This window comes from Rhodococcus sp. Ni2, assembly GCF_021352185.1.
Lineage (GTDB): Bacteria > Actinomycetota > Actinomycetes > Mycobacteriales > Mycobacteriaceae > Rhodococcus_F > Rhodococcus_F qingshengii.
Genome location: NZ_WOXZ01000001.1, coordinates 2,220,480 through 2,240,884 on the forward strand (window position 1 = coordinate 2,220,480; position 20,405 = coordinate 2,240,884).

Annotated in this window: 19 protein-coding genes; 10 read left to right on the forward strand and 9 right to left on the reverse strand. The window is 61.5% G+C overall.

From position 1 onward, the window contains the following. Positions 1-44 precede the first annotated feature (44 nt). The 3 genes from GN300_RS10845 to rsmG form a co-directional block, all read right to left on the reverse strand. Positions 45-1,085, reverse strand: a complete 1,041-nt coding sequence (locus GN300_RS10845; RefSeq protein WP_007729136.1) for a ParB/RepB/Spo0J family partition protein — start codon at positions 1,083-1,085, stop codon at positions 45-47. 1 nt (position 1,086) lies between these two features. Then, positions 1,087-2,088, reverse strand: coding sequence for a ParA family protein (locus GN300_RS10850; protein WP_003942510.1), 1,002 nt, complete (start codon positions 2,086-2,088; stop codon positions 1,087-1,089). 81 nt (positions 2,089-2,169) lie between these two features. Beyond that, positions 2,170-2,850 carry a 16S rRNA (guanine(527)-N(7))-methyltransferase RsmG gene (gene rsmG, locus GN300_RS10855; RefSeq protein WP_039973059.1) on the reverse strand — a complete coding sequence of 227 codons (681 nt, stop codon included), beginning with the start codon at positions 2,848-2,850 and terminating at the stop codon, positions 2,170-2,172. Positions 2,851-3,457: 607 nt separating this feature from the next. On the opposite strand from rsmG, the gene GN300_RS10860 reads away from it, so the two are divergent. Continuing rightward, on the forward strand, positions 3,458-3,700 hold the full coding sequence (locus GN300_RS10860) for a hypothetical protein (protein WP_063315342.1): 243 nt from the start codon (positions 3,458-3,460) through the stop codon (positions 3,698-3,700). Positions 3,701-4,414: 714 nt separating this feature from the next. On the opposite strand, the gene GN300_RS10865 is transcribed toward GN300_RS10860, so the two are convergent. The 6 genes from GN300_RS10865 to rpmH form a co-directional block, all read right to left on the reverse strand. Further along, positions 4,415-5,290 carry a GNAT family N-acetyltransferase gene (locus tag GN300_RS10865; RefSeq protein WP_042453666.1) on the reverse strand — a complete coding sequence of 292 codons (876 nt, stop codon included), beginning with the start codon at positions 5,288-5,290 and terminating at the stop codon, positions 4,415-4,417. Between the two features lie 234 nt (positions 5,291-5,524). Further along, positions 5,525-6,088 carry a protein jag gene (locus GN300_RS10870; protein WP_003942504.1) on the reverse strand — a complete coding sequence of 188 codons (564 nt, stop codon included), beginning with the start codon at positions 6,086-6,088 and terminating at the stop codon, positions 5,525-5,527. A 20-nt stretch (positions 6,089-6,108) separates the two neighbouring features. Further along, complete coding sequence (yidC, locus tag GN300_RS10875; protein ID WP_003942570.1) at positions 6,109-7,215, reverse strand: membrane protein insertase YidC; 1,107 nt, start codon at positions 7,213-7,215, stop codon at positions 6,109-6,111. A gap of 4 nt (positions 7,216-7,219) precedes the next feature. Then, positions 7,220-7,600 (reverse strand): membrane protein insertion efficiency factor YidD, encoded by a 381-nt coding sequence (gene yidD, locus GN300_RS10880; protein WP_007729147.1) that lies wholly within the window; start codon positions 7,598-7,600, stop codon positions 7,220-7,222. After that, complete coding sequence (gene rnpA, locus GN300_RS10885) at positions 7,597-7,977, reverse strand: ribonuclease P protein component (protein ID WP_003942450.1); 381 nt, start codon at positions 7,975-7,977, stop codon at positions 7,597-7,599. The genes yidD and rnpA overlap by 4 nt, the downstream gene beginning before the upstream one ends. A gap of 26 nt (positions 7,978-8,003) precedes the next feature. Continuing rightward, the gene (rpmH, locus tag GN300_RS10890) at positions 8,004-8,147 is read right to left on the reverse strand and encodes a 50S ribosomal protein L34 (RefSeq protein ID WP_003942540.1); all 144 of its coding nucleotides are present in this window, start codon (positions 8,145-8,147) and stop codon (positions 8,004-8,006) included. Between the two features lie 780 nt (positions 8,148-8,927). On the opposite strand from rpmH, the gene dnaA reads away from it, so the two are divergent. The 9 genes from dnaA to gyrB all read left to right on the forward strand — a co-directional run bounded on the left by dnaA (position 8,928) and on the right by gyrB (position 20,323). Further along, positions 8,928-10,490, forward strand: a complete 1,563-nt coding sequence (dnaA, locus tag GN300_RS10895) for a chromosomal replication initiator protein DnaA (RefSeq protein ID WP_003942491.1) — start codon at positions 8,928-8,930, stop codon at positions 10,488-10,490. Between the two features lie 584 nt (positions 10,491-11,074). Continuing rightward, positions 11,075-12,259 (forward strand): DNA polymerase III subunit beta, encoded by a 1,185-nt coding sequence (gene dnaN, locus GN300_RS10900; RefSeq protein WP_007729165.1) that lies wholly within the window; start codon positions 11,075-11,077, stop codon positions 12,257-12,259. Between the two features lie 44 nt (positions 12,260-12,303). Further along, on the forward strand, positions 12,304-13,212 hold the full coding sequence (gnd, locus tag GN300_RS10905; RefSeq protein WP_063315341.1) for a phosphogluconate dehydrogenase (NAD(+)-dependent, decarboxylating): 909 nt from the start codon (positions 12,304-12,306) through the stop codon (positions 13,210-13,212). Then, complete coding sequence (gene recF / locus GN300_RS10910) at positions 13,213-14,442, forward strand: DNA replication/repair protein RecF (RefSeq protein WP_054828073.1); 1,230 nt, start codon at positions 13,213-13,215, stop codon at positions 14,440-14,442. Then, the gene (locus tag GN300_RS10915) at positions 14,435-14,980 is read left to right on the forward strand and encodes a DUF721 family protein (protein WP_003942471.1); all 546 of its coding nucleotides are present in this window, start codon (positions 14,435-14,437) and stop codon (positions 14,978-14,980) included. Before recF ends, GN300_RS10915 begins: the two co-directional genes overlap by 8 nt. A 124-nt stretch (positions 14,981-15,104) precedes the next feature. Then, the gene (locus GN300_RS10920) at positions 15,105-16,016 is read left to right on the forward strand and encodes a metal-dependent hydrolase (RefSeq protein WP_003942578.1); all 912 of its coding nucleotides are present in this window, start codon (positions 15,105-15,107) and stop codon (positions 16,014-16,016) included. Further along, positions 16,016-17,137, forward strand: a complete 1,122-nt coding sequence (locus GN300_RS10925) for a PDR/VanB family oxidoreductase (RefSeq protein WP_063315979.1) — start codon at positions 16,016-16,018, stop codon at positions 17,135-17,137. Before GN300_RS10920 ends, GN300_RS10925 begins: the two co-directional genes overlap by 1 nt. Positions 17,138-17,165: 28 nt before the next feature. Then, a complete protein-coding gene (locus GN300_RS10930; protein ID WP_063315340.1) occupies positions 17,166-18,089 on the forward strand; it encodes an alpha/beta fold hydrolase in 924 nt (307 codons plus the stop codon). 197 nt (positions 18,090-18,286) lie between these two features. After that, a complete protein-coding gene (gene gyrB / locus GN300_RS10935; RefSeq protein WP_003942515.1) occupies positions 18,287-20,323 on the forward strand; it encodes a DNA topoisomerase (ATP-hydrolyzing) subunit B in 2,037 nt (678 codons plus the stop codon). Positions 20,324-20,405 lie beyond the last annotated feature (82 nt).

Below are 20,405 nucleotides of genomic sequence, written 5' to 3' on the forward strand. Positions count from 1 at the left end.
GCCCGGTCATCATGATTACGTCACCAAACGGGCATCCGAGTTCTCTACTTGGATTTCTGTGCTTCCATCATTCCGACGATGCGTTGTAGGTCGTCGACCGAGCCGAATTCGACCACAATCTTTCCCTTCCGCTTGCCCAGACTGACAGTCACCCGAGTGTCGAACGAGTCCGACAACCGCTCGGCCACATCCTGCAGACCCGGCATCACGATGGGCTTGCGCTTCTGTGGGGGAGCGATCTCATTATCCGCCCGGTTGGCCAGAGTGACTGCTTCCTCCGTCGCGCGAACAGACATTCCTTCCGCGACGATGCGCGCCGCCATGACCTCCTGAGCGTCGGCACCCGCCTCGAGGGACAGCAGTGCGCGAGCATGGCCGGCCGAAAGTACACCGGCCGCAACGCGACGCTGAACCGCCACCGGCAGCTTCAGCAGACGAATCATGTTGGTCACGACGGGACGCGAACGTCCGATCCGATTGGCCAATTCTTCGTGGGTGACTTCGAACTCCTCGAGCAGCTGCTGATACGCCGCTGCCTCCTCGAGGGGGTTCAACTGCACTCGATGGATGTTCTCGAGGAGCGCGTCGCGCAGCATCGAGTCGTCATCTGTTTCACGAATGATCGCCGGAATCTTCTCCAGCCCGGCTTCCTGGCTCGCGCGCCAGCGACGCTCACCCATGACAAGTTGGTACTTGTCACCGTGACGACGGACCACGATCGGCTGCATCAAGCCGAACTCGCGGATCGAGTGAACCAACTCCGCGAGTGCTTCCTCGTCGAAAACGCTGCGAGGCTGCTTCGGGTTCGTCTCGATCAGGCTCGGTTCGATCTCGAGATAGACCGCGCCGGTCGGCTCGAGTTCGGTCTCCGGCTCAGCTTCCACCGGAGCCTTCGCAGCCGACGCCTTGGTGGCTTTCTGCGTTTTCGGGGCCGCCTTGGTCGGTGGGGGAGGGGAGGGGTTGCGCTTGTCGACGCCGATTACGACGTCCGCTGCAGCCGATCCCAGACCCGGCGCCGTGGCCGGCCCAGTGGGGATGAGAGCAGCCAAGCCGCGGCCCAATCCACCTTTGCGTGCTTGACTCATCTCACTGCTCCTGGGTCGTCGTGGTGGCAGAGCGGGCGGCAAGTTCACGGCCGGCGTCGAGGTAACTCATGGCGCCACGTGAACCCGGATCGTAGTCGAGAACTGTCATCCCGTATCCGGGAGCCTCGGACACCTTCACGCTGCGCGGAATCACAGCGCGCAGAACGGCCTCACCGAAGTGCTTGCGTACTTCTTCGGCGACCTGGTCGGCCAGCTTGGTGCGCCCGTCGTACATCGTCAGAAGGACGGTGGAGACATGCAGATCCGGGTTGAGATGAGCCTGGACGAGTTCGATGTTGCGGAGCAACTGACCGACCCCCTCGAGGGCGTAGTACTCGCACTGGATCGGGATCAGAACTTCCTTGGCAGCGACCATCGCGTTGACGGTCAGCAGTCCCAGCGAGGGCGGGCAGTCGATGAGGACGAAGTCGACGTCAAGCTCTGCGAGCACCTTGTCGTTGAGCGCGCCTTTGAGTCGATTCTCGCGGGCAACCATGGAGACCAATTCGATCTCGGCGCCCGCCAGATCGATCGTTGCCGGGATGCAGAGAAGGCGCTCACTGTGCGGGCTGGTCTGGATCGCCTCCGGGGCCTTCACTTCGCCTATGAGCAGCTCGTAGCTCGACGGGGTGCCCGAGGTATGGACGACGCCCAGAGCGGTGCTGGCGTTGCCCTGAGGGTCCAAATCGACCACAAGGACAGTGAGCCCTTGAAGAGCGAGCGCCGACGCAAGGTTCACCGTGGTCGTCGTCTTGCCGACGCCACCCTTCTGGTTCGCGATGGTGATCACGCGGCGGAACGCCGGCTTCGGCAGCGTCACCGAATGGGGATGAAGCACTTGGCTCGCTCGATGCGCGGCCGCCCCGATGGGGGTCTCCTCCGAGGAGATCGCCGCGTAGGGGGCGGTGAAATTGTCGTCGTCGTTGACGATCTGATCCGCACCCGCACTCGTGTGCTGCTTCGGTGTTTCACGTGAAACGGCGGATTCAGATCGACCCGACATTGACTGCTCCTTCGATTGGGAATCGATCACTAGGTGCTCTCATCATCTGTACATTGCTCTCGATTGCATGCGTGTAAATCATCAACGCTGGCGGCGCTTCGGGAGACGTTCGGCCTTCACCACAACAGTGGGGGTGCGGAGAATCTTGGCTCCGCATTCGAGTATTTCCAACTTACCTGCGCCCAACTTGGTGAGCGCCGTACGGTCTCGCTCGATCTCCTCGGAGGCGCTCGAACCCTTGAGTGCCAACATCCGGCCGTGCTCGTGAATGAGTGGGAGGGACCAACGTGCCAGCTTCTCAAGAGGCGCCACAGCTCGCGAGGTGACTACATCCGCGCCGCCCGCTTCCTTCACAACACCCGATTCCTCGGCTCGCCCTCGGACAACCAATACGTCCAATCCGTTGGACTCGATGAACTCCGCGAGGTACACCGAGCGTCGGAGCAACGGTTCGACCAGAGTCACTTTCAAGTCCGGGCGGGCGATTGCGAGAGGGATACCGGGTAAACCGGCACCGCTTCCAACGTCCACAACCGACTCGCCTTCGGCAATCAACTCACCGATGACGGCGCAATTGAGAAGGTGACGCTCCCACAGTCGAGGGACTTCACGGGGACCAATGAGCCCGCGCTCGACACCATCCGTCGCCAGGGATTGGTAATACCGTTCCGCGATCTCATATCTGTCACCGAACACTGCGCGCGCAGTCTCTTGTTCGTCCCAGTCAACCGACGCCGCACCATTCTGTTCCACGTGAAACATCCTCCCGCGTAAACCGCGAAATCAACAATCAAGACCGAAATCATTATCCGCTCTGGAGCCGACATGTGTTCGCTTCTGCACACCGACTCGCTGTGAGTCTGCCGACTCGTTCATTCTTTGGGAAGTATTCGGCCCAAAATTCAAGCGGGGGAGGGGAGGGGTTCACGTTCCACGTGAAACATTGCGCTGAAAAATCTTCCAATTCTGACGCGTTTCACGTGAAACATGGCCGGGCGATCGAATGCAGATAGGAGCGCAATTCTTAGTATCATCACAGTGACGAAACTGCCATGGGTAGTTACATGGATGGAATTCTGACCCAAAAAGACCAATTTTCGATGAAAAAGTCGTTGCAAAAGATCGCCGACGTCGGACTGCAGAACGGACTCGGTCAGTCAGATCCTCTCTGTAGGTCGACTCGGAAAACAGACTTCGATTCCAGATCTCGGACAGCTTCGGTATCTCATCGCCGGTTGTTGCGAGCCATATATCCGTCGGCTTGACACTCCTGTTGCGGGACGCCGGAGGCTTGGCATCACAAACCGCGAATCCAAGGAGCTTCGCATCACAGGATGCGCATGGCGAGTTCGCCCTCTCCTCTGGACTGATGGTGAACGCACTCCGCAGCATTGGGCTCGCCCTCGACTCCGTCGCAGATGCATTGAGCAATCCGCACCACATAAATTTCTTCATCGAACTGCACCGTCGTTCCATGCCGGCTCGACACTGGGTGGGACTCGAACACGAGATCCGCCAGTTGGCATCTCCGGAACGATCGTCGACTCCGGCGCACGACGAACCGTTCGCGACATTCGAAATATCCGAAGACGATCCGATCTCGGCGATCTAGGCGCCGAAGCCCCACAGATCGCGATGATCGAGCAAGCAAACGGTGACGGGCTGAAGTTGGTTCACGGCCGCATCCGTCAGGTTGGGGTTCGCGCTGACGATGGCACACCAGAAGCCATTGGGTCGTGATCGCCATCCAGTAGACATCCAATACCAATCTGGGATGGAGATCGAGGGCTCGGGGCAACAACCATCGATCCGGTTTCACGTGAAACGAAGGGCCGACTATTTCCGCTGGGGGAGGGGAGGGGCTCACATGTAGTACGGCATGTTGTCGATCGAATATCCGAACATGCACAGTGCCCCGCCGACAGCCAAGAAGGCAATCATGAAGCTGAGCATGACGGCTCTCAAGAATCGCCGCCCGCCTGTGAGAGACGTTCGGGATCGAAGTTTCGGTCGCTGCCGACCTCCTCTGTTCCGACTTCCCCGTGGCTGTGGTGACGATGCAAGTGACCGAGCGTACCGCCGAATGCGCCAAGTCGGCCGTGCGCGCGCAACCGATGGTGGCACTTCCTCGACCGGGTGACCGGATCTGGAGACCTCTATTTTCGTACGACACCGTTGCAGCAGGATATGTGGGCCGAGTTGGAACCTGGCCACCTTTACCCCCTGGTACACGGCGGTCTCCGCGTCACCCCGTACACCGTCGGACAAGCTGGACAGAAAGGCCCGCGCCGGCACGACGGCAGCGAACCTCCGGTTGAGGCCCGGATCAGCCCGCCGGGGCCTCGAACACCATCCGGACCTCGGTCACTTGGTAGTTCGCCCGCTTGAACGCCGCGGCCATGGGTGTGTTGGGTACGTCCGTGGTCGCGGTGATGCGATTGGCGCCATCGGCTGCGTGAAAGCGGGTGATCTCGCAGAGGATGTCGTCCACGTAGCGGCACCCGCGTAGCTCGGGCACTACTCCGAGGTATCCGACGTTGCGGTGGTAGGGCGTCGCGGACGGGATCGCGAAGCCGACCAGCGTCCCGTCCATGGTCTCCGCCAGCCGCCACCACGATCGTTCGCCGGGGCACGACCGGTAGAACTCGAGATCGTCCCGGGCCTGGCTGACGATGTCCGTAGCCGCGATGCCTCGTTGCGTGGCGACGTCCAGGCTGCCGACAGCGACCCGCTGGAACACCGCGAGGAACTCCTCATCGGTGGCGGGACGGAAAGTCAGACGCTCGGAGGGGGCGGGCACACCGGCCGCAGGCGTCCACTCGAAACGCAGCCGCTCGATGATCTCGGTCAGTCCGGCCGCCTGGGCCGCCTCACGACGCCAGGACACGGCGTCTGCGACGGCGGAATTCGCGTCCTGCCCGGCGGTCGGCACGACCAGCACATACTCAGGTTTCGCATGGAACTCGGTGTGCGCCCGCGACATGAGTTCGGCGGCAAGCGCAGCACGATCCGGCACGTCAGCCAGCACGTGCAGGAAATCAAGGGCGAGCGGACGCTCACTGTCCTCACGCCCCCACCACAGGGCACGCGCGACGATCCTGGAGCCGTCAACGGCGAACCAACTCCATTCCGGACGAAGCCGTCCGGCCGCCACCTCTTCCCGGAGCGAGTCAGTGTCGACGAACTCGACCGGATCGTTCATCGCGAACCCCACGGGCTCTTCCAGCTCGGCCCGTGTCGCGGGTCGTATCAGCAAGATTGCTTCCCTTCACGACGCTTCATTGACGACAGGTTCCGAAATAGAGATAGGCCGTGTCGACAACGATAGGCACCTGACCTTCACCGTGCCGCCGGATTCGGTTTCACGTGAAACACTCTCGGACACAAAAGCGGGCCCCGGAAAATCCGGGGCCCGCATTCGATCAAGGGGGGAGTGTCAGTCCTTGAGGACAACTACTCGGCGAGACGGCTCAGCGCCTTCGCTCTCGCTGGAAACACCGGCGACCTTGGCGACGGCGTCGTGCACGATCTTGCGTTCGAACGGCGTCATCGGAGCAAGCTCTTCGCGTTCGCCGGTCTCGAGAACACGCTGTGCAGCTTCCGCACCGAGAGCACTGAGTGCCTCGCGGCGGCCCGCCCGCCATCCGGCGATGTCGAGCATCAAGCGGCTGCGCTCGCCGGTCGACTGTTGAACAGCCAGACGAGTCAGCTCTTGGAGAGCATCCAGAACCTCACCCTTACGTCCCACAAGCTTGGTCAGGTCGTCGCCGCCGTCGATGCTGACGATCGCCCGATCGCCCTCGACGTCAAGGTCGATGTCTCCGTCGAAATCGAGAACGTCGAGCAACTGCTCGAGGTAGTCGCCGGCGATCTCGCCCTCTTCGATCAGGTCGTCATCGGAATCGTCGATGTCTACATCCACATCGGTAACCGGCGCAGTGGTCTCGGTGCTCACGTCTGCGTTCTCTCCATCCACAACGATGTCAGCTTCACTGGACATTGGTCGTTCTCTTTCCTGGATCAGCGCCGTTTATTGCGCTTGGGGGAGTTGCCGCGGTTGCTCTGTGGCCGGTTCTGTTTCGGTTTCGACGTGGAACCACCACTGGAACCCGAGGGCTTCGGCTGTGGCTTCTTGAGCGAAACTTCCGGGGCGTCACCGTCGTCGTCGGCTGAATCCGCGGTCTTCAGCGCAGCCGGAGATCCCTTCTTCTTGCTGGGATCGGGACGGGCACCGGGCTTGGGCGCATTGTCGTTGCGGCGAGTGATCGCTTCCTGCTTCTTGGCTTCTTCTTCCGCGTCGATCTTGCGGAAGACGAGGTGCTGCTGACCGTAGGTCCAGATGTTGTTCGACACCCAGTACAGGAGGATCGCGATCGGAAGGAACGGTCCACCGACCAGAACACCGAGCGGGAAGACGTACAGGGCGAGCTTGTTCATGATCGCGGACTGCGGGTTCGCGGCAGCTGCTTCGCTCTGACGGGCAACAGAAGCGCGTGAGTTGAAGTGCGTCGCGATGCTGGCGATGATCATCAGCGGAGCGGCCACGAGAATGATGTTCAGCCGTGACGGAAGCTCGGGAACGTTCTCGGTGACGTAGGCCTGAAGCTGCGCAACCGGCGTCGTGATCGCGGCCGAGATGGGCGCGCCGAACAGACGAGCATCCAGGAACGACTGGACGTCAGTGGCCGAGAAGACGTAGTTCGGGGTGTTGAGGTTGTCTTCGGCGCTCATGCCCAGCTGGCCCATGCCGGTGCCGGTGCGGTTGAACGAGCGCAGGACGTGGAACAGACCGATGAACACCGGAGCCTGAGCCAAGACCGGGAGACAGCCCATGATCGGGTTGAATCCGTGCTCCTTCTGGAGCTTCTGCATCTCGACGGCCTGGCGCTGACGGTCGCCCGAATACTTCTTCTGCAATGCCTTGATCTGTGGCTGCAGTTCCTGCATCTGACGCGTCGTGCGGACCTGCTTCACGAACGGCTTGTACAGAACCGCACGCAAGGTGAACACCAGGAACACCACGGAAAGCGCCCAGGCTATTCCGTTGTCCGGGCCGAGAATGAACCCGAAGACCTTGTGCCAGACCCACAGAATCGCGGATACCGGATAGTAGATGAAATTGAGCACGGCTCTAAGTACTCCTCTGTTCGTCCGTCGGACTGTGACACGCTGCGCGTGCTTCCGGACAGCTATGGCGGCTACCCGCATCACGGTCACGACGGGCAGGGACAGGGTCCCACCCTCCAGAATGCCAGGGGGCACACTTCGCCAACCGCACCACAGTCAAGAAAAGGCCTTTGATCGCCCCGTGAGTGCGCAGCGCTTCGACTGCGTATTCACTGCAGGTGGGGGTGAACCGGCAGGTCGGCATCCTCAAGGGCGACACATACGTCCGGTACAACTCGATACAGAAGATGAGAACAGTGGCGGGAGCGCGACGCACAGCCTTCAACACCGTGATGACACGGGAGGCTCTGGGAGTCTCGATCTGCTCAGAGAGCGGAGTACTCATGGCTCTTCACTTACCGACACCAATAGGTTCATTTTGGTCAGGCCCCCGCGCAACTGCTTGGCCAGTTCGGCTGAACTGGCGGTAGCTGCACCCGGAAGTGCGCGGATAACCACGTCTGTCTCCGGTGAAACCTGTCCGACGAAATCTGCACAGATATGACGAAGCCGGCGTGCGACTCGATGTCGAATCACCGCCGGCCCGACAGCCTTGCTCACGATCAGCCCGAACCGGGGACCGTGATTTGTTACTACCAGCGCCTCTACTTGCTCGCGATCGAACGCGTGCACGACAAGGTCGCGTCTTCCCATACGACGTCCACGTCGCACCGCCACGGAGAAATCCGCGTGGCGACGCAACCGGAACGGCTCAGGCAACACCCCGAGCTCCTGAACTCGAAATCAGATCAGGCGGTGAGGGAATCGCGGCCCTTACGGCGACGCGCCGAAACGATTGCACGACCCGCACGGGTACGCATACGAAGACGGAAGCCGTGAACACGCGCGCGGCGGCGATTATTCGGCTGGAACGTCCGCTTGCCCTTGGCCACGGTCAACACTCCTCGAAGTTCATTGACGCCTCCCGGCGTCATTCAGTGATCGACGCCTTACGGCGCCTTTGGATACAACAGGTACAGAACAATCAGCTTCACTCGTTGTGGCTTGGAAGACCGTTCCGACCTGACATATGTAGCCAGCACGAAGCGATCACCACCAGCGGGTGACCGTTCGAGGTTACTTACCACCGTTGCCAAGGTCAAACCAGCCCGATTCAGGGCCCTCCCGCGGCAACTGCGGCGACACGCCGACACTTCCATTATTCCGAAGATTCCGTTCGCGGTGTGCATACGGCCGTGACCTCGAGCGGGCCGGCAAGTGTGACCTTGGCAACAGTTCCGCTACGGAACGCAGGTGACCCGAAGGCAACCCGGACAGTTCCACCCGCGCACGCTCTCGACAAGGCCTCATCAGCACATACGGGCACGAGCACCGGACGCGACCCCGAATCCCGAGTTTCCACATTCATCCACAGGGCTGTGAGTGTTGACGCATCCCCGACACCAAGTGGCGAACGCCTCGAGTTCCGACAAAGTTGCAGGTAGATCAATTTCTCGGTCACTTTGACGAATTTGGTTGACGAAAAAACCGACTCGGTGCAGGTTTGTCCACATCTGTGGATAATTGTGTGGAAACACAGCCCAGGTGGCATATTCGTAGCCTGTTACGGGGTTCTCACCCCGGGTGGTAATCCACCGAATCATTCGACGCCGCAGCCATACGCTCGGCAGCTGCAGCACACCCACTGTCGGCGAAACACGGGAAGGAACCACGTGAACGACGATCCCAACGCGCTCGCACGGGTCTGGGTCGACGTGGTTGCAGAACTCACGAGTGATGACCCCGGAAGTAATCTTCCGGCTTTGAGCAGCAAGCAGAAGGCATTTGTCCGTCTGGTGAGGCCTCTCACACTTGCTCAGGGTTTTGCACTCCTCTCGGTTCCATCGCCATTTGCTCAAGAGACGATCGAGCGCGATCTACGCGAGCCGATCCTGCAGGCACTCGGACGCCATCTCGGCGGCCAGGTCGAGGGACTCGGTGTCCGCATCGCACTCGAAGACGATGCCGACGCACCCGCCGAACCGGTCGAGGAGCGCACGGGCAGCCGTCAGTTCGAGTCGGTCAACTCATCGGGCGCATACCGTCGTCGCAGATTCACCGAAGGCGACGGCGAACCTTCGGACTCCGAGACTGCCGAGACCGAAGAAGTCGACGACGACCGCGAAGCACTCGCGAGCGTTCACGAATCGTGGCCGTCGTACTTCACGAAGCCGCCCGCTACTCCTTCTGCTTCGGGGTCCGGCGCCAACAGCCTCAATGCGAAGTACACCTTCGACACTTTTGTGATCGGATCGTCCAACCGATTCGCTCATGCCGCTGCCGTCGCGATCGCGGAGGCGCCGGCGCGTGCGTACAACCCCTTGTTCATCTGGGGAGCTTCGGGCCTGGGCAAGACGCACCTTCTTCATGCGGCCGGCCACTACGCACAGCGACTGTTCCCCGGCATGCGGGTCAAGTACGTCTCGACCGAAGAATTCACCAACGACTTCATCAACAGTCTTCGTGACGACCGCAAGGTCGCGTTCAAGCGTCGCTACCGGGAAACGGATGTCCTGCTGGTCGACGACATCCAGTTCATCGAAGGCAAGGAAGGTATTCAGGAGGAGTTCTTCCATACCTTCAACACCTTGCACAACGCGAACAAGCAGATCGTCGTTTCCTCGGACCGTCCGCCCAAACAGTTGGCAACCCTCGAGGAGCGTCTGCGGACGCGCTTCGAATGGGGCCTGATCACCGACGTTCAGCCGCCTGAGCTCGAGACGCGTATCGCGATTCTGAGCAAGAAGGCGAGGATGGATCGCCTCGAGGTCCCGCACGACGTCCTCGAGTTGATCGCCAGCCGTATCGAGCGCAACATTCGTGAACTCGAGGGCGCGTTGATCCGCGTCACCGCTTTTGCCTCGCTCAACCGCCAGCCGTTGGATCTGACGTTGGCCGAGGTGGTCCTGCGCGATCTGATGCCCGATTCGTCGAGCCTCGAGATCAACGCGGCGACGATCATGGCGGTGACGGCCGAATACTTCAACATGTCGATCGACGACCTGTGTGGGCCGGGTAAGGCCCGGCCACTCGCTCAGGCCCGCCAGATCTCGATGTATTTGTGCCGTGAGCTCACTGATTTGTCCTTGCCGAAGATCGGTCAGACGTTCGGCCGTGACCACACGACGGTCATGTACGCCGACAAGAAGATCCGTAAGGAAATGACGGAACGCCGCAAGGTGTACGACCAGGTTCAGGAGTTGACCGCAAGGATCAAGCAGCGCTCCAAGCGTTGACCTGCACTTATTTCGATCGATGCCGCTCGAGGCAGAGGTTCCCTCGAGCGGCATCGGTGTATTCGAAAGGTTCCACGTGCGGTCCCCTCGAGGGCGGTTGGTCACCTCGAGGGACGACACGCCGGAGTCAGACACGCCGATGAGAACAAACTCTTCGTTTCTTGTGAAAAGTATTCACATCTGTGGATAAGTGTGTTGATAACTCCGAAAGTCTGTGGAGTTCTCGAGGAGGAATCCGAAAACTTTCAGAGAGTGCACAGAGGGGGTCGATTGGTCCTCGAGTCTGTCCTCGAGAAGTGCACAGGCCCTCGAGGGGACCTACCAGCGTCGACAACCGTTGCTCCACAGATTGCACAGGACTTATTACTACTACTGAGAATTTCCTAGGAAAAGCTCTTTGAAAATAGTTCTGGGGACAACTCCTGTTGAGAACCTCGCCTCAGGCTGCGCTCGCCGCGGCTTCGGCTTTCCACTTGCGCCCTCGAGGGCATACGGTGGGCATCGCTTGGTCTGTGTCAGACTTCAAGTGAGCTGATGCAGATCCGCAGCAGACGAACATGCCTACCGAGAGGAATAACCCGGCGATGGAGCTTGGAAGCCTGAAGTTTCGCGTTTCCCGGGAAGAGTTCGCTGATTCAGTAGCGTGGGTTGCTCGTAGCCTGCCCTCGAGGCCGCCCGTGCCGGTTCTCGGCGGAGTTCTTCTCGACGCAACCGAAGCCGGCCTCACCGTTTCCGGGTTCGACTACGAGGTATCCGCGCAGGTCCGCGTCTCGGCAGATGTCACAACTGCAGGTCAGGCACTCGTCTCCGGACGCCTCCTTGCCGATATCACCAAGTCGCTTCCCAACAAGCCGGTCGATGTGACCCTCGAGGGCACTCGCGTGCTCATCTCCTGCGGAAGCGCCAAGTTCTCCCTGCCCACGATGCCGGTCGAGGACTACCCCCAGCTTCCGACGCTTCCGCAGCAGTCCGGGTCCATTCCCGTCGACCTGTTCTCCGAAGCCATCAGCCAGGTAGCCGTTGCAGCCGGCAAGGACGACACCCTTCCGATGCTCACGGGTATCCGTGTCGAGATCGAACAGAATTCGATCGTCCTCGCCGCTACCGACCGCTTCCGTCTCGCCGTGCGTGAACTCGAGTGGACTCCGGCCAATCCTGACGTCCAGGCTGCTGTTCTCATCCCGGCCAAGACTCTGTCCGAGTCCGCGAAAACGCTTGCCGGCAATGCAAATTCGCCGGTCGAGTTGGCTCTCGGCTCCGGTACGACCATCGGAAACGACGGACTCCTCGGCATCGTCAACGACGGACGCCGCACCACGACGCGCCTCCTCGACGCCGAGTTCCCGAAGTTCCGTCAGTTGCTGCCCGCTCAGCACACCGCGATGGCAACGGTCGAGGTCACGCCTCTCATCGAAGCCATCAAGCGTGTAGCACTCGTCGCCGAACGTGGCGCACAGGTTCGCATGCAGTTCTCCGCTGACGGCCTGCTCCTCTCTGCGGGTGGCGACGACGCCGGCCGCGCGGAAGAGACGCTCAACGCGTCGTTCCAGGGCGAAGCACTCACCATTGCGTTCAACCCCGGTTACCTGATCGACGGGTTGAATTCGCTTCACAGCGAAAACGTTCTGTTCGGCTTCACCACTCCCAGCCGTCCGGCTGTTCTTCGCCCCGCGGCCGAGGAAGAGCCCACGGCAGACGAGTCCGGTAACTTCGCTGCGCCCTCGAGCGAGTACACGTACCTGCTGATGCCGGTTCGCCTTCCGGGCTGAGTGGAACCCCGCACTTCAGTTCGCGCCTGACCAGGGAGAACAGTATGAAGATCGGACTCGTAGGTCTCGGCAAGATGGGCTTCAACATGCGTGAGCGCTTGCGCGCGCATGGCCTCGAGGTGATCGGATACGACCCTCGACCGGAAGTCACCGACGTCGGGTCTCTTGCCGAACTCGCTGCTTCCCTCGAGGGACCTAGAGTCGTCTGGGTGATGGTTCCGGCCGGTGACATCACCCAGAGCACCATTGCCGAACTGGCGGATGCCCTCGAGGGCGGCGATCTGGTCATCGACGGTGGAAACTCTCGCTTCACCGACGACGCTGTCCATGCCGAGCTTCTGGGTGCCCGTGGGATCGGTTTCCTCGACTGCGGTGTCTCCGGTGGCATCTGGGGCCGTGAGAACGGCTACGGCCTGATGGTGGGCGGATCCGAGCCCGACGTGGCAAAGGCAATGCCGATCTTCGACGCCCTTCGCCCCGACGGCGACGCTGCAGACGGCTTTGTCCACGCCGGCCCCGTCGGGGCTGGTCATTACGCGAAGATGGTGCACAACGGCATCGAATACGGCCTGATGCAGGCGTATGCCGAGGGGTACGAGCTCCTCGAGGCGGAAAGCCTGATCGCGGACGTTCCGGGCGTGCTCCGAGCTTGGTCGAAGGGAACCGTCGTACGTTCGTGGTTGCTCGATCTGCTTGTCGACGCCCTCGAGGAAGATCCGGAGCTTGCGCAGATCACGGGCTATACCGAGGATTCCGGTGAGGGCCGCTGGACGGTCGAGGAAGCTATCAAGCACGCTGTGCCCGCTCCCGTCATCTCCGCTGCTCTGTTCGCGAGATTTGCTTCACGACAGGATGATTCACCGGCCATGAAGGCGGTGTCGGCCTTGCGCAATCAGTTCGGTGGTCACGCCGTCAAGAGCGCCTCGCCCAAGAATTCGGCTTCTGGAAGCTAAGTGTTCGTTCGTAGATTTTCGCTGCGTGACTTCCGATCCTGGGATTCGCTGACGCTTGACCTCACGCCGGGAACAACCGTGTTCCTCGGTTCCAACGGGCACGGTAAGACGAACGTCCTCGAGTCACTCGGGTATCTGTCGACGCTGTCGTCTCATCGAGTGTCCACGGACGCACCGATGATCCGCAGCGGTTCCGCCAGTGCTTTTGCCGGTGCAACGGTGGTCAACAACGGACGCGAACTGACCATCGACGTCGAACTGATCGAGGGAAAGTCCAACCGCGCCAGGATAAATCAGTCTCCGACGCGTCGCCCACGCGAAGTGCTAGGGATTTTGCAGTCGGTGATGTTCGCGCCGGAAGACCTGTCGTTGGTTCGCGGAGATCCTGGCGATCGTCGACGCTATCTCGACGAGTTGTTGACGTCCCGGATACCCCGAATGGCTGCTGTCCGTGCGGATTACGACAAAGTTCTGCGTCAGCGCTCAGCCCTACTCAAAACTGCCGGTGCGGCTTTGCGTCGCGGTTCTCGTGGTGGCGAGTCCGACAACGTCCTCTCCACCCTCGAGGTGTGGGACGGGCATCTGGCCGCTCACGGCGCACAATTGTTGGCCGGGCGCCTCGAGTTGGTCCATGATCTGGCGCCCCACCTGGCGGAGTCGTATCGTTCCATCGCACCCGAATCCCGGCCGGCGTCGATTCGATACAAGAGCAGTCTGGGGTCCTCGTTGGATCCCGAATTCACCGACCCTGCAAGGATTTCCGGTATCGACGACGTTGCGTACCTCGAGGAGAGATTCCATCTCGAGTTGGCACAGATGAGGTCGAAGGAAATCGATCGCGGAGTGTGTCTGGTCGGTCCGCATCGGGACGATCTGGAGCTGATTCTCGGTGACAGCCCGGCGAAAGGCTTTGCAAGCCATGGTGAATCGTGGTCTTTTGCGCTTTCGCTGCGGCTGGCAGGTTTTGCCCTGTTGCGCGCCGACGGCAGCGACCCGGTCCTGATGCTCGACGACGTATTCGCGGAGTTGGACCGTCGTCGGCGTCGTGCGCTCGCCACCGTTGCAGCCACCGCCGAACAGGTGCTGATCACGGCCGCCGTTCCCGAGGATGTACCGGACGAACTCGAGGCGGCCAAGTTCGGCGTCGAAGCCTCCGATACCGGAGACGGTCGGATATCCCGGATAGTGCCCGTAGGCTCGACGGATCAGGAGGTCGAGTTCGATGACTGAAGACAGCAGCGCGGCTCCGGAGCCCGAGCTCAAGGGGATCGATCTGGCGCGCCGTGCCCTCGAGGAGGCACGCGCGACAGCCAAAGCCAACGGCAAGGCCGTCGGGCAGGGGCGCTCGTCGCCCAAATACGGAAGTGGCCGTCCGCGTCGACGCAGCGGTTGGTCCGGCCCCGGCCCGGATGCGCGGGACCCTCAGCCGTTCGGTGCTCTCACCAGCGCTATCTCCAAATCGCGTGGGTGGTCCCCCAAGGTGTCCGAGGGCACGGTCCTCGGTCGGTGGCCGCAGGTCGTCGGAGAAGACATCTCCGCGCACGCCGAGCCGATCTCTCTGAAAGAAGGTGTTCTCAGCATCTCCGCCGAGTCGACGGCGTGGGCTACCCAGTTGCGCATGATGCAGTCCCAGATTCTGGCCAAGATCGCTGCTGCCGTCGGTGACGGCGTCGTGAAGACACTGCGGATCACCGGTCCGAGTGCGCCTAGCTGGCGCAAGGGAGAAAGGCATGTGAAAGGCCGCGGACCTCGCGATACGTACGGCTGAGGAAAACTCAACCAGGCCCTGGTTCTACCTATTACTTCGTGTTACAGTTAAAACTCGCTAGTGAGTGAACTGTGTCACAAGGCTGTCGTTCCCCACCGATCGGCAGGCATGAAGGAGTAGCTAGATGTCGCAGAAGATATCGACACCCGCTTCGTCGTTCGCCGAGCCGGATCACATCCTGTTGCAGGCTCGCAATGTCGAGTTCGACTGGTCCGATCTGCCCATGCACTGGATTCCGGGCGATCCGTTCAGCACACACGTTCTCAACGTGCTCCATCTGCTCCTCCCTGCCGGTGAGGAATGGTTTGTCGAGACCTTCAAGGAAGCTCTTCCCCTCATCGAGGACGAGAAGCTCCGTGAAGACGTCGTCGGATTCATCGGCCAAGAGGCGATGCACTCCAACGCGCACTCGGGCGTCCTGGTCCATCTCAAGGAGAACGGCCTCGATCCGACGCCGTACACCCAGCAGATGGAATGGACCTTTTCGAAACTGCTCGGACCGCGTCCGATGACAGGACTGCGTGCCGAGAATCACCTGGTGGAGCGCTTGGCGATCATCGCGGCAATCGAACACATCACGGCTTTTCTCGGCGACTGGGTGCTCAACGCCAAGGGACTCGACAAAGCCGGTATGCACCCGACCATGCTCGATCTGCTCCGCTGGCACGGTGCCGAGGAGGTAGAACACCGCTCCGTCGCGTACGACGTGATGCGCTACTTCGACAAGCGCGAGACACGCCGCATCCGAACCCAGATCGTCGTCACGCCGGTACTGGTGTGGCTGTGGATTCGTGGCACCAGGTTCCTGATGCGCAACGATCCCGAACTTGCCGCTCAGGCCCCCAGCCGTCGACGCCCCCACCTGTCCGATTTCATCGCGGCGGGTAAGCGAGGCACAGTTCCCACGTCGTTCGAGCTGGCCAAGCGGATGTCGACCTACTTCAGCAAGTCGTACCACCCCAGTAAAGAGGGCTCGACCGCCCAGGCGGTGCAATACCTGGCGTCGTCACCCGCAGCCCAGGCGGCCGCACGGTGATTTCACTCTCGAGGGTCAAGGACGTCATCTCCGGTCACGACGGGTTGCCGCGTTTTCCGGCTCCACCCGATCTGTCCGGGAAGAACCGTCCCGACCGCGCCATGCGCATCACGGAGTTGTTGGCGGACAAGTACCTTCGCGTGTTGACGGCCTACGACTACAACCCCGATATCGCGGGCCACAACCCTGACACGGCCATGAACATGGTGGTCAGCAAGCGTGAGGTGGTGGCGACCGACGAGAACGTCGTTCGCCTGCGCTTCGAATCCGCGGACGGCTCACCGATTCCGCCGTGGCATCCGGGTTCGCACCTGGACTTCCATCTACCTTCGGGTCTGCGGCGTCAGTATTCGCTGTGCGGCGACCCTGCCGACCGCACGGGGTACAGCGTCGCGGTGCGCCGGATCCCCGACGGCGGTGGCGGTTCCATCGAGATGCACGCTCTCCAGCCCGGTGAGCACGTCACGGTACGCGGACCACGCAACGGCTTCCCGTTTGTCGGAGAAGGCAGCGCGTTGTTCGTCGCCGGCGGCATCGGTATCACGCCGATCATCGCAATGGTCCGTGCGGCAAGAGAATTGGGGATGGACTGGTACTTCGTGTACTCGGGCCGCTCCCGTGAATCCATGCCGTTCCTCGACGAGATCGCAACCTGGGATCCCGAGCGTGTCTTCGTGCGCCCGGACGACGAGTTCGGATTGCCCACCACCACAGACCTTCTCGGACGAGCGCCGGTCGGCGGCGCCGTGTACTGCTGTGGCCCGACGCCGATGCTCGATGCCGTCCGCCGCGGTTTCCGCGATACACCCTCCACCGCTTTGCATTTCGAGCGGTTCGGGGCTCCGCCGGTGATCGACGGCAAGGAATTCGAAGTGCAGCTTGTCAATTCGGGTCAGGTACTCGCCGTGCCCGCCGACGAGTCCGCGCTCGACGTCATCAAGAAGGCATTGCCCGGTGTCGGGTACTCGTGTCAGCAGGGTTTCTGCGGAACCTGTCGTGTGAAGGTGCTCGCGGGTAAACCCGATCACCGCGAAAGGCGTCTGACCGACACCGAACAGGAAACGGAGATGCTCATCTGCGTATCCCGTTCCGACGGTGGACGTCTCGTTCTCGATCTCTAGATATTTCCCGACTCCGAAGGGTTCGACAATGTCGAAGCACTCTCCTGTCCATGCCGTGACCGCGCGTCGCGTGACCAACGGTTCCGTCAGCCTGGCCGTGTTCGAGCAGGGCAAGGCGGACGGCGAGACCATCGTCCTGGTGCATGGTTGGCCCGACACCCATGAACTGTGGAACCGCATCGTGCCTTTGCTGGCAGACGACTTCCGCGTCGTCAGCTACGACAGCCGCGGGGCCGGTGAGAGCACAATCCCCTCGAGGGTGCAGGACTACCAACTGAGCGCACTGGCCGGCGATCTTTTTGCCGTCATCGACGCGGTCAGCCCGGGCAAGCCGGTGCACGTCCTCGCGCACGACTGGGGATCCGTCGAAACGTGGGAAGCGGTCTGCGAGCCGGGTGCCGAAGAGAAGATCGCGTCGTTCTCGTCCATCTCGGGCCCCAATCTCGATCATCTCGGCAAGTGGATCCGGGCGAGCGCGTCCAAGCGTCGTTTCCTCGGCCCGGCGGCGCAGGGAATTGCGTCGGCCTACACCGTTCTGTTCCAGATTCCCGGGCTGTGCACCCTTCCGTTGCGTCTGTGGTTCTCCAAGCACTGGCCGGCATTTCTGGGCTTCTTCGACGGTCTGGACCCCCGTGTGGTCAACACCGCGCCCACCATCGCCGACGACATGGTGAACGGACTCAAGCTTTATCGCGCTAACATCCGGCCGTCTCTCGGCAAGCCGCGGGATCGGTACACGGACGTGCCTGTTCAGCTCATTCTGAACAAGTACGACAAAGCCGTTCGTCCGGTGGGATACGAAGACACCGAAAAATGGGCCTCCGACCTGCAGCGACGTGAAATTGCCGCGGGACACTGGTCACCGTTTTCACATCCGGGCGAGGTTGCCGAACATGCGCGGGCATTTATCGCGAGCCTGAGAGAGCGTCGCTCGGAGAAGCAAAGTTCCTAGCGTTTCACCTTCCGGGGATCGTAAAAATTCGTCTGCGGCGCAGCCAGGGGTGTCATTGGCCGCTTCTAGTCGGTGCTTACCAGTAAGATGGTCAACGGTAACTAGCGGCAACATTCTCGAACCCGCTCCGACGACACCCGCAAGGGCTTGCTGACGGCTGCGCTCGAGTATTGACGGAGAAGGAGAGCTACCCACCCGTGGCTGCCCAGAAGTCAGATACAAGCACTTCCAGCAAGGACTACAACGCGTCGTCCATCACCGTCCTCGAAGGACTCGAGGCGGTACGTAAGCGTCCAGGCATGTACATCGGTTCCACCGGTGAACGCGGCCTGCACCACCTCATTTGGGAGGTCGTCGACAACTCGGTCGACGAGGCGATGGCCGGACACGCCACCAAGGTCGAGGTCACCCTCCTCGAAGACGGCGGAATCCGCGTCATCGACGACGGCCGTGGCATCCCGGTCGGCATGCACGCCTCCGGAGTCCCCACCGTCGAGGTCGTGCTGACCCAGCTGCACGCCGGCGGCAAGTTCGACTCCGACTCCTACGCCGTCTCCGGTGGTCTGCACGGCGTCGGTATCTCGGTGGTCAACGCGCTTTCCACCCGGCTCGACGTCGACATCAAGGTCGACGGCTACCGGTGGCAGCAGACGTACACCGATTCCAAGCCGGGAGAGCTCGTACAGGGCGACCCGACGAAGGAGACCGGCACCACCGTCAGTTTCTGGGCGGATCCCGAGATCTTCGAGACCACCCGCTACAACTTCGAGACCGTTGCGCGTCGTCTGCAGGAAATGGCCTTCCTCAACAAGGGCCTGACCATCACGCTGACCGACGAGCGCGCCGAGGTCATCGACGACGAAGCTGCCGAGGTGGCCGAGGCTCCCAAGTCTGCTGCCGAAGAAGCCGAAGAAGCTGCTCAGGCAGCGCCGCGTAAGTCCAAGACCCGTATCTACCACTACCCCGGTGGACTCGAGGACTACGTCCGGCACATCAACAAGAGCAAGACCCCGATCCACAACTCGGTCGTCGGATTCACCGCCAAGGGCACCGGCCACGAGCTCGAGGTCGCAATGCAGTGGAACTCCGGCTACTCGGAGTCCGTGCACACCTTCGCCAACACGATCAACACCCACGAGGGTGGTACCCACGAAGAGGGCTTCCGCGCCGCACTGACCGCAACGGTCAACAAGTACGCGCTCGAAAAGAAGCTGCTCAAGGACAAAGATCCCAAGCTCACCGGTGACGACATCCGTGAAGGACTCGCGGCCATCATCTCGGTGAAGGTCGGTGAACCCCAGTTCGAGGGTCAGACCAAGACCAAGCTCGGCAATACCGAGGTCAAGTCCTTCGTGCAGAAGGCGTGCAACGAGCACCTCGCGCACTGGTTCGAGGCGAACCCCGCCGACGCGAAAACCATTGTGAACAAGGCTGTTTCGTCGGCGCAGGCCCGCGTCGCCGCACGTAAGGCGCGTGAGCTGGTCCGCCGTAAGAGCGCGACCGACCTCGGTGGCCTGCCAGGCAAGCTCGCCGATTGCCGCTCCAACGATCCGGAGAAGTCCGAGATCTACATCGTGGAGGGCGACTCCGCAGGCGGCTCGGCCAAGTCCGGCCGAGACTCGATGTACCAGGCGATCCTCCCGCTCCGCGGAAAGATCATCAACGTCGAGAAGGCGCGTATCGATCGCGTCCTCAAGAACACCGAAGTCCAGTCGATCATCACCGCGTTCGGCACGGGCATCCACGACGAGTTCGACATCGCCAAGCTGCGCTATCACAAGATCGTGCTCATGGCCGACGCCGACGTCGACGGTCAGCACATCGCAACGCTGCTGCTCACGCTGCTGTTCCGCTTCATGCGGCCGCTCGTCGAGCACGGCAAGGTCTACCTCGCGCAGCCGCCGCTGTACAAGCTCAAGTGGCAGAAGGGTGCGCAGCCGGAATTCGCGTACTCCGACCGCGAGCGCGACGCGATGGTCAAGGCCGGCCTCGAGTCCGGCAAGAAGATCAACAAGGACGACGGCATCCAGCGCTACAAAGGCCTCGGCGAGATGAACGCCAAGGAGCTGTGGGAAACCACGATGGACCCGACGGTGCGCGTTCTGCGTCTCGTCACGCTCGACGACGCGGCTGCTGCCGACGAGCTGTTCAGCGTGCTGATGGGCGAAGACGTCGAAGCACGACGCAGCTTCATCACTCGCAATGCCCGGGACGTTCGTTTCCTCGACGTGTAGGCCTGCGGCCCTGTGCGTGGTTGAGGAGTCCCCGGACTCCTTTTCCGCGCACAGGGGCTTGCCCCCTCTTTTAAGAAAGTGA